Consider the following 7,816-nt stretch of genomic DNA (forward strand, 5'->3'; position numbering starts at 1 on the left):
CGGGACGCGCCGCGGGGGAGCGGGTGCTCATCTGCCGCGCGCGGGAGGGCTCGCCCGACCTGACGCGCGCGCTCGACGCGGCGGGGATTTCCTATGACGACCTCCCGCTCTACGAGACGCGCTGCGCCCACCCGGACGCGGAGCGCGCGGCGGAGCTGCTCGACGCGGGGGAGATCGACTATGTGGCGTTTACCAGCGCGTCGACCGTCCGCGGGTTTGTGGAGACGCTCGGGAAACGGGACTATCAGCGGGTCTGCGCGGTGTGCATCGGGGAGTCGACCGCCGCGGCTGCGCGGGAATACGGAATGCGGGTGGAGATCGCCGCGGAGCCGTCGCTCGACGCGATGGCAAGGCGGATGACGGAATTGAGCGAGAAGGAGCGCAATTGATATGGAGCTTATTGAGAGGCCGAGAAGGCTGCGGAAAACCCCCGCCGTCCGCGGGCTGGTGCGGGAGACGCGGGTGTCGAAATCCGCGTTGGTCTACCCGATCTTCGTCAAGGAGGGAAGGGGGATCGCCGAACCGATCCCCTCGCTCGACGGGCAGTTCCGTTACAGCCCCGACATGCTGCACGCGGAGCTTGAGAAGGTGCGGAATGCGGGGGTGCCCGCCGTGCTGCTTTTTGGCCTGCCCGCGCATAAGGACGAATGCGGTTCGGGCGCGTGGGATGACGAGGGCGCGGTGCAGCAGGCGCTGCGGCTTGCCAAACGGGACTTCCCCGAACTCTATCTCATCACCGACGTGTGCATGTGCGAATACACCTCCCACGGGCACTGCGGCGTTTTAAACGGCCGCGAGGTCGACAACGACAGGACCCTCGAGGTGCTCGCCAAAACCGCCCTCTCCCACGCGCGGGCGGGCGCGGATATGGTCGCGCCCTCCGACATGATGGACGGCCGGATTCTCGCGCTGCGCTGGGCGCTCGACGGGGCGGGCTTTGCGGACACGCCGATCATGTCCTACGCGGTCAAATACGCCTCCGCCTTCTACGGCCCCTTCCGCGACGCGGCGGGCTCCGCGCCCGCCTTCGGCGACCGGCGGGGCTATCAGATGGATTACCACAACGTCCGGGAGGCGGTCCGGGAGGCGGCCCTCGACGTGGAGCAGGGGGCGGACATCCTGATGGTGAAGCCCGCGTTCTCCTACCTCGACGTGGTGCGGGAGGTCAAATCGCGGTTCGATCTGCCGCTGGCGGCCTACAGCGTCAGCGGGGAATACGCGATGATCCGGGCGGCGGGGAAGGCGGGGCTGATCGACGAGGCGGCGGTCGCCTGCGAGGCGGCGGTGTCGGTCTTCCGCGCGGGCGCGGACATCCTCATCACCTACTATGCCAAGGAGCTCGCGGGCTGGATCGACGAGGGGAGGATCGGCTGATGGGGCGTTCGGAGGAGCTGTTCGCGCGGGCGAAAGCGGTCATTCCCGGCGGGGTCAACAGCCCGGTGCGGGCGTTCGGCTCGGTGGGGCTGGCCCCGCGCTTTATCTCCCGCGCCGACCGGCAGAAAATCTACGACGCGGACGGCCGGGAATACACCGATTACGTCGGCTCGTGGGGGCCGATGATTCTCGGGCACAATCACCCGGCGGTGCGTGAGGCGGTCGAGCGCGCGGTGAAGGACGGCCTCAGCTTCGGCGCGGCGACCGAACGCGAGGTGGAGATGGCGGAGCTCGTCTGCGGGGCGGTCCCGTCGGTCGGGATGGTACGGATGGTCAATTCGGGTACCGAGGCGGTCATGAGCGCGGTGCGCGCGGCGCGCGGCTTCACCGGGCGGGACAAGCTCGTCAAATTCGCGGGCTGCTACCACGGACACAGCGACGCGATGCTTGTGAAGGCGGGCTCGGGCGTGATGACGGCGGGGGTGCCGGACAGCGCGGGGGTGCCCGCGTCCTGCGCCGGGGACACGCTGACCGCCGCTTACAACGACCTCGGAAGCGTCGAAGGGCTCTTCGCGGAGAATCCGGGGAAAATCGCGGCGGTCATCGTCGAGCCGGTCGCCGCCAACATGGGCGTGGTGGAACCCGCCGACGGCTTTTTGAAGGGGCTGCGGCGGCTCTGCGACGAAAACGGCGCGGTGCTCATCTTCGACGAGGTGATCACCGGCTTCCGGCTGGCGTTCGGCGGCGCGCAGGAGCGGTACGGCGTCGAGGCCGATCTCGTCACCTACGGCAAGATCATCGGCGCGGGGATGCCGGTGGGCGCCTACGGCGGGCGGCGGGAGATCATGGAGCGGGTCGCGCCGGTGGGGAGCGTCTACCAGGCGGGAACCCTCAGCGGCAACCCGGTCGCGATGGCGGCGGGGCTCGCCCAGCTTCGCTTTTTGCGGGAGCACCCGGAGGTCTACACGCATGTCGAAAGCCTCGGGCTGAGGCTGCGCGCCGGACTTCGGCAGGCCGCGCCCGGCTGCACGGTGACGGGCGCGGGATCGCTCTCCTGCCTCTTTTTTACACCCGGCCCGGTCACCGATTACACGACGGCGAAGGCGGCCGACGCCGGGCGGTTCGCGCGCTGCTTCCGGTTTTTGCTCGACCGGGGAATCTATACCGCGCCCAGCCAGTTCGAGGCCCTCTTCCTCTCGGACGCGCACACGGAGGAGGACGTGGACGCCCTGGCCGCCTGCATCGCGGATTTCTTCCGCGCGGAAAAAAACTGAATGAAACCGGAAAGGGCCGCCGCGGTTTTCCGCGGCGGCCCTTTCCCATTGCCAAACCCTATCCACCCGATTCGTTTTTTCAATTGGCAAGCGTCCCGTCAACCATGTTATACTATTCACAAAGGGAGCCGTGCCGTCCGGGGACGCTCCATCCTACGAGGAAAGGCGGATAAAAACAGATGGGATATCGCTTGAGCTATCCGGAGGCAGACGAGCTCTTCCGGAAACTGTCGGCGGAGTATGAAATCTACGCGCCGAAGCTGTTTGAAAAACAGGGCCGTTATTCCGACACGGACCTGGTCCGGTACGACCGGGTGAAACGGGCCGAAGAGATCGTCTGGGACCGCAAATCGGACTTTTCGGCCAAGGAGGTCGTCAGCCCGATCACCCAGACCATTTTTTATTTTACCGAGGACGAATACCGCGAAAGCCGCACGGGCGGCAAAAAGCTCCTCATCTTCCTGCGCCCCTGCGACATCAACGCGTTTGAGCACCAGGACAAGATCTACCTGGAAAACGGCGGCGTCGCCGACGTGTTCTATCAGCGGGTGCGCGACCGGGTGCGCTTTGTGATGATGGAGTGCGTCGGGGGGTGGGACACCTGCTTCTGCGTCTCGATGGGTGCCAACCGCACGAACGACTACTCCGCCGCCGTCCGGCGCGATGGAAACGGCCTGCTCTTCACTGTTCCCGACCCGGAGCTGGCCCCCCATTTCGCGGGGAGCCGGGAGGAGCCGTTCGAGGTCCGGTTCATCGAGCAAAACGATTTCACCGTGGAAATTCCCGAGATTCCCAATAAGGACGCGCTCAACCAGCTCAAAAGGCATCCGATGTGGCAGGAGTTCAACGACCGCTGCATCAGCTGCGGAAGCTGCACCGTCGCGTGCAGCACCTGCACCTGCTTCACCACGGTGGACAAAATCTACGACGAAAACGCCCACGCGGGCGAACGCCGCCGCGTGGCGGCCTCCTGCCAGGTGGCGGGCTTCGACTGCATGGCGGGCGGGCACGAGTTCCGCACGACGGCGGCCGACCGGATGCGCTACCGCGTCCTGCATAAGGTGCACGACTACAAGGCCCGCTTCGGCGATTTCCACATGTGCGTGGGCTGCGGGCGGTGCAGCGCGAGATGCCCGAAGTTCATCTCGTTCCCCGCCACCATCAACAAGATGGCCGCCGCGCTCAAAGAGATCGCCGCCGCCGGACGCCAGTGAGAGAAGGAGGATACCGATGAGCAATCCCGTCATGCCAAAACCCCACAAGATTCTGGATATCGTCCGGGAGACCAATCTGGAATACACCTTCCGGATTGAGACGGATATGCGTCCCCAGCACGGGCAGTTCTTCCAGCTCTCCCTCCCGCGCGTCGGCGAGTGCCCCATCTCGGTGAGCAATTTCGGGGAGGGATGGATGGAGTTCACCATCCGCTCGGTCGGCAAGGTGACCGACCAGCTTTTCTCCCTCCGGCCGGGAGACGAGCTCTTCGTGCGCGGCCCCTACGGAAAGGGCTGGCCGGTCGACGAGCTGCGCGGAAAACACCTTGTCGTCGTCGCGGGCGGCACGGGCGTCTCGCCGGTGCGCAGCCTGCTCAACAAATGCGCCGCCGAGCCGGATTTCGTCAAGAGCGTCGACCTCGTCTGCGGCTACAAAAACGAGGACTGCATCCTCTTCCGCCCCGACCTGAAGCGCTGGGCGGAGAAGTTCCGCACGACCTACACCCTCGACTGCCAGGTCTGCGAGGGGTGGGAGACGGGGCTTGTCACCACGCACATCCCAAAGGTGCCGTTCGACTCCTTCGGGGAAAATTACGCGGTGATCATCGTCGGGCCTCCCGTCATGATGCACTTCTGCGGCCTGGAATGTAAAAAGCTCGGCATCCCGGACGAAAAGATCTGGGTCTCCTTCGAGCGCAAGATGTCCTGCGCCGTGGGCAAATGCGGGCACTGCCGCATTGACGAGACCTATGTCTGCCTGGAAGGCCCCGTATTCAACTATACGGTCGCCAAAGACCTGTTGGATTGAGGAGGGAGCAAGCGGATGAATCAGGATATCAACGTTAAAAAACTCCAGAAGAACTGCTGGCGGCAGTCGAAGGTGCCGGGAGAGTTCATGCTCCAGCTACGGGTGCCCGGTTCGATGATCCACGCAAAGCACCTCGAGCGGGTCCAGTATATCTGCCAGACGTGGGGCAACGGCAATTTCCATGTCGGCATGCGCCACACCCTCAACGTGCCGGGCGTCAAATACGAGGACATCCCGGCGGTCAACGACTACATATCCCGGTACCTCGAGGAGGTCGAGTGCGATATGTGCGGCGTGGAGATGGAGACCGACGCGGGCTACCCGACGATCGGTTCCCGCAACATCATGGCCTGCATCGGCAACACCCACTGCATCCTCGCCAACTACAACACCCAGGACCTCGCCCGCAAATTGGAGCCGCTCGTCTTCCCGAGCCACTACCACATCAAGATGTCCCTCTCGGGCTGCCCGAACGACTGCGGCAAGGGCCACTTCAACGATTTCGGCATCGTCGGCATCTCCAAGATGGTCTACCACTACGAGCGGTGCATCGGCTGCGGCATGTGCATCGACGCGTGCAAAAAGCACGCGACCGGCGTGCTCTCCTTCACCGAGGACAAAAAGATCGCCAAGGACACCTGCTGCTGCGTCGGGTGCGGCGAGTGCGCGACCGTCTGCCCCGCGGGCGCGTGGACCCGCAAGCCCACCAAGTTCTTCCGCGTGCTGGTGGGCGGGCGCACGGGCAAGCAGTCCCCCCGCATGGGCAAGACCTTCCTCAACTGGGTCACCGAGGACGTCCTGCTCGCGGTCATCGGCAACTGGCAGAAGTTTTCCGCCTGGGTGCTGGACCACCAGCCCGTCTACATGCACGGCGGCCATTTGATCGATATGGCCGGCTACGACAGGTTCAAGGAGATGATGCTCGAGGGCGTCACGCTGAACCCCGAGGCGACGGTGGCGCAGCGCATCCTGTGGACCGAGACCGAGTACCGCGCGCAGATCAACGTGATCCCGCTTTCCGAGCACCCCAAGGCGGGCCCGCAGAAATAACGGATGAACCGGAAAAAGCCTCCCGCGCATTCGCGCGGGAGGCTTTTTCGACGCCGTTCAGCCCTCCGAAAAGGAGGCGCAGACCTCGCCGAGAACGTCCAGAAAGGCCCCGATGGCATCGGGAAGGGGACGGTTGTCCGGGAGGATGTAGGAGAAGTCGCGGGTGTAGGAGCTCCGGACGGGCAGCTCGACCAGCTCGCCGGTGCGCAACTCGTCGAGCATGACGAGCCGGGAGAGGAAGCAGACGCCGAGCCCCCGCTTGACGACCTCCTTGATGGCGAAATTGGAGTTGTATTCGATGCGGTTTTCCACGCGGATGTGGTTGGAGGAGATGAAGCTGTCGAGGTACTGCTCGGTGCCGGACCCCTGCTCGCGGGTGATCCACAGAAGCCTGCCCAGCCTGCCGGGGCTGGCGTCGCCGAGCTCCCGCGCGAGGGCGGGGGAGGCGGCGAGCACGAGGTGGTCGGTGTAGAAGTCGGTGCGCTGGAAGCTGTGGAGAATGTCCCGCCCCTCGATGAGCCCCACGTCGATCCGCCCTTCCTCGAGCGCGTCGCAGATCTCGCGGGTGTTGCCGACGAGTACCCCCGCGCGCACGTCGGGATACCGCCCGCAGAAAGCCGCCAGGACCCTGGGGAGCATGTGGTCGCCGATCGTCATGCTCGCGCCGATCTCCAGCCGCCGGACGGCGGCGCTGCGCCGGATGCGGTCGAGCTCCCCGAAGGCGTCCTCCAGGGTACCCAGCACCTTTTTGGCGCAGCGGTAGACCGCCTCGCCCGCCTCGGTCAGCTCGATCTGCCGGGAAACGGCGGAACGGGTGAGCAGGCTTGTCCCGCCGAAGAAGATCTCCACCTTTTTGACCTGCTGGCTGATGGTGGGCTGGGAAAAATTCAGCTTCTGCGCCGTGCGCGTAAAGTTTTTGCTCTCCGCAACCTCCACAAAGGTCCGCAGTTCCTCGAACACCCCGGTCACTCCCCTCAATGTGTTGTCCCTATCATACCACCTATCGGCCCCGGTATCAAATCTCCGGACAAAATTGCGCGGAGGGGATTGGAATTCCCGGGGAAATGCGGTACAGTGTAAGAGAATCGAAGAAAAGACAGGGGGAACTCGTCATGCGATTTGCTGTTATCGGCACCAATTTTATCACCGACCGGCTCCTGACGGCCGCGGGAGAGGTCCCGGGATTCCGGCTGGAGGCGGTCTGCTCCCGCACGGCAGCGCGCGGGAGGGAGTACGCCGCGAAGTGGGGCGCGCCCCGGGTCTTCACCGAACTCGACGAGCTGGCCGCCTGCTCGGAGGTGGACGCGGTCTACATCGCGAGCCCCAACGCCCTGCACCGCGCGCAGGCGGTGGAGATGCTCCGCGCCGGAAAGCACGTGCTCTGCGAAAAGCCCGCCGCCTCCAACGCGCGGGAGCTGCGGGAGATGTACGCCGCCGCGGACGACGGCGGGGCGTTGCTTCTGGAAGCGATGCGCCCGGCGTTCCTGCCCTCCCTCGGGCAGCTGCGCGAGGCGCTCCCGCGAATCGGCAGGATGCGCCGCGCGGTGCTCAGCTTCTGCAAATACTCCTCGCGCTACGACCGGTTCCGCGCGGGCGTCGTCGAAAACGCCTTCAACCCCGCGCTTTCCAACGGCGCGCTGATGGACATCGGCGTCTATTGCGTGCATCTGCTGCTTCTCCTCTTCGGGGAGCCGGATCGGATTCAGGCGGCCTGCGTGAAGCTCGAAAACGGGGTGGACGGCGCGGGGACCATCCTCGCGTCCTACGGGGGGATGACCGCCGAACTGCTCTACTCGAAGATCAGCGGCATGGACGACCGCAGCGAGCTGCAGGGGGAGGACGGCAGCATCTTCCTCGGGGACATCAGCCACCTGGGGGATATCCGGCTCTCTCTGCGGGGCGGGCAGGGGGAAAAGCCCCTCCCGGTGGAAACGGCGGAGCACGATATGCGGTACGAGCTGGAAGCGTTCCTCGAAATGGCTGAAACGGGCCGCGGGGAGGCCCCCCACCGCCGCCGGTCGCTCGCCGCGATGGAGCTGCTGGACGAGGCGCGGCGGCAGTGCGGCATCCGTTTTCCCGCCGACGACATGCCGTAA

At 65.4% G+C, this 7,816-nt stretch carries 8 protein-coding genes; 7 read left to right on the forward strand and 1 reads right to left on the reverse strand.

Annotation, left to right across the window (positions count from 1 at the left end; genetic code table 11):
- The 6 genes from RDM88_RS10355 to asrC all read left to right on the forward strand — a co-directional run.
- Positions 1-389: uroporphyrinogen-III synthase (locus RDM88_RS10355; protein ID WP_308754767.1), on the forward strand; the 389-nt coding region annotated here is incomplete at its 5' end.
- Between the two features lies 1 nt (position 390).
- Complete coding sequence (gene hemB, locus RDM88_RS10360) at positions 391-1,374, forward strand: porphobilinogen synthase (protein WP_308754768.1); 984 nt, start codon at positions 391-393, stop codon at positions 1,372-1,374.
- Complete coding sequence (hemL, locus tag RDM88_RS10365) at positions 1,374-2,648, forward strand: glutamate-1-semialdehyde 2,1-aminomutase (RefSeq protein ID WP_308754769.1); 1,275 nt, start codon at positions 1,374-1,376, stop codon at positions 2,646-2,648. Before hemB ends, hemL begins: the two co-directional genes overlap by 1 nt.
- 179 nt (positions 2,649-2,827) lie before the next feature.
- On the forward strand, positions 2,828-3,862 hold the full coding sequence (asrA, locus tag RDM88_RS10370; protein WP_308754770.1) for an anaerobic sulfite reductase subunit AsrA: 1,035 nt from the start codon (positions 2,828-2,830) through the stop codon (positions 3,860-3,862).
- 16 nt (positions 3,863-3,878) lie between these two features.
- Positions 3,879-4,670 carry an anaerobic sulfite reductase subunit AsrB gene (asrB, locus tag RDM88_RS10375; RefSeq protein WP_308754771.1) on the forward strand — a complete coding sequence of 264 codons (792 nt, stop codon included), beginning with the start codon at positions 3,879-3,881 and terminating at the stop codon, positions 4,668-4,670.
- 15 nt (positions 4,671-4,685) lie between these two features.
- The gene (gene asrC / locus RDM88_RS10380; RefSeq protein WP_308754772.1) at positions 4,686-5,720 is read left to right on the forward strand and encodes a sulfite reductase subunit C; all 1,035 of its coding nucleotides are present in this window, start codon (positions 4,686-4,688) and stop codon (positions 5,718-5,720) included.
- A gap of 57 nt (positions 5,721-5,777) precedes the next feature.
- On the opposite strand, the gene RDM88_RS10385 is transcribed toward asrC, so the two are convergent.
- Positions 5,778-6,680, reverse strand: a complete 903-nt coding sequence (locus tag RDM88_RS10385; protein WP_308754773.1) for a LysR substrate-binding domain-containing protein — start codon at positions 6,678-6,680, stop codon at positions 5,778-5,780.
- A gap of 152 nt (positions 6,681-6,832) precedes the next feature.
- Here RDM88_RS10385 and RDM88_RS10390 point away from each other — a divergent pair, with 152 nt between their 5' ends.
- Positions 6,833-7,816, forward strand: coding sequence for a Gfo/Idh/MocA family oxidoreductase (locus RDM88_RS10390; RefSeq protein WP_308754774.1), 984 nt, complete (start codon positions 6,833-6,835; stop codon positions 7,814-7,816).

Source organism: uncultured Anaerotruncus sp. (assembly GCF_902490045.1).
GTDB lineage: Bacteria > Bacillota > Clostridia > Oscillospirales > Ruminococcaceae > Anaerotruncus.

Coding starts and splice junctions, on each gene's coding strand:
- hemB (WP_308754768.1), top strand. CDS start 391: ATGGAGCTTATTGAGAGGCCGAGAAGGCTGCGGAAAACCCCCGCCGTC.
- hemL (WP_308754769.1), top strand. CDS start 1,374: ATGGGGCGTTCGGAGGAGCTGTTCGCGCGGGCGAAAGCGGTCATTCCC.
- asrA (WP_308754770.1), top strand. CDS start 2,828: ATGGGATATCGCTTGAGCTATCCGGAGGCAGACGAGCTCTTCCGGAAA.
- asrB (WP_308754771.1), top strand. CDS start 3,879: ATGAGCAATCCCGTCATGCCAAAACCCCACAAGATTCTGGATATCGTC.
- asrC (WP_308754772.1), top strand. CDS start 4,686: ATGAATCAGGATATCAACGTTAAAAAACTCCAGAAGAACTGCTGGCGG.
- RDM88_RS10390 (WP_308754774.1), top strand. CDS start 6,833: ATGCGATTTGCTGTTATCGGCACCAATTTTATCACCGACCGGCTCCTG.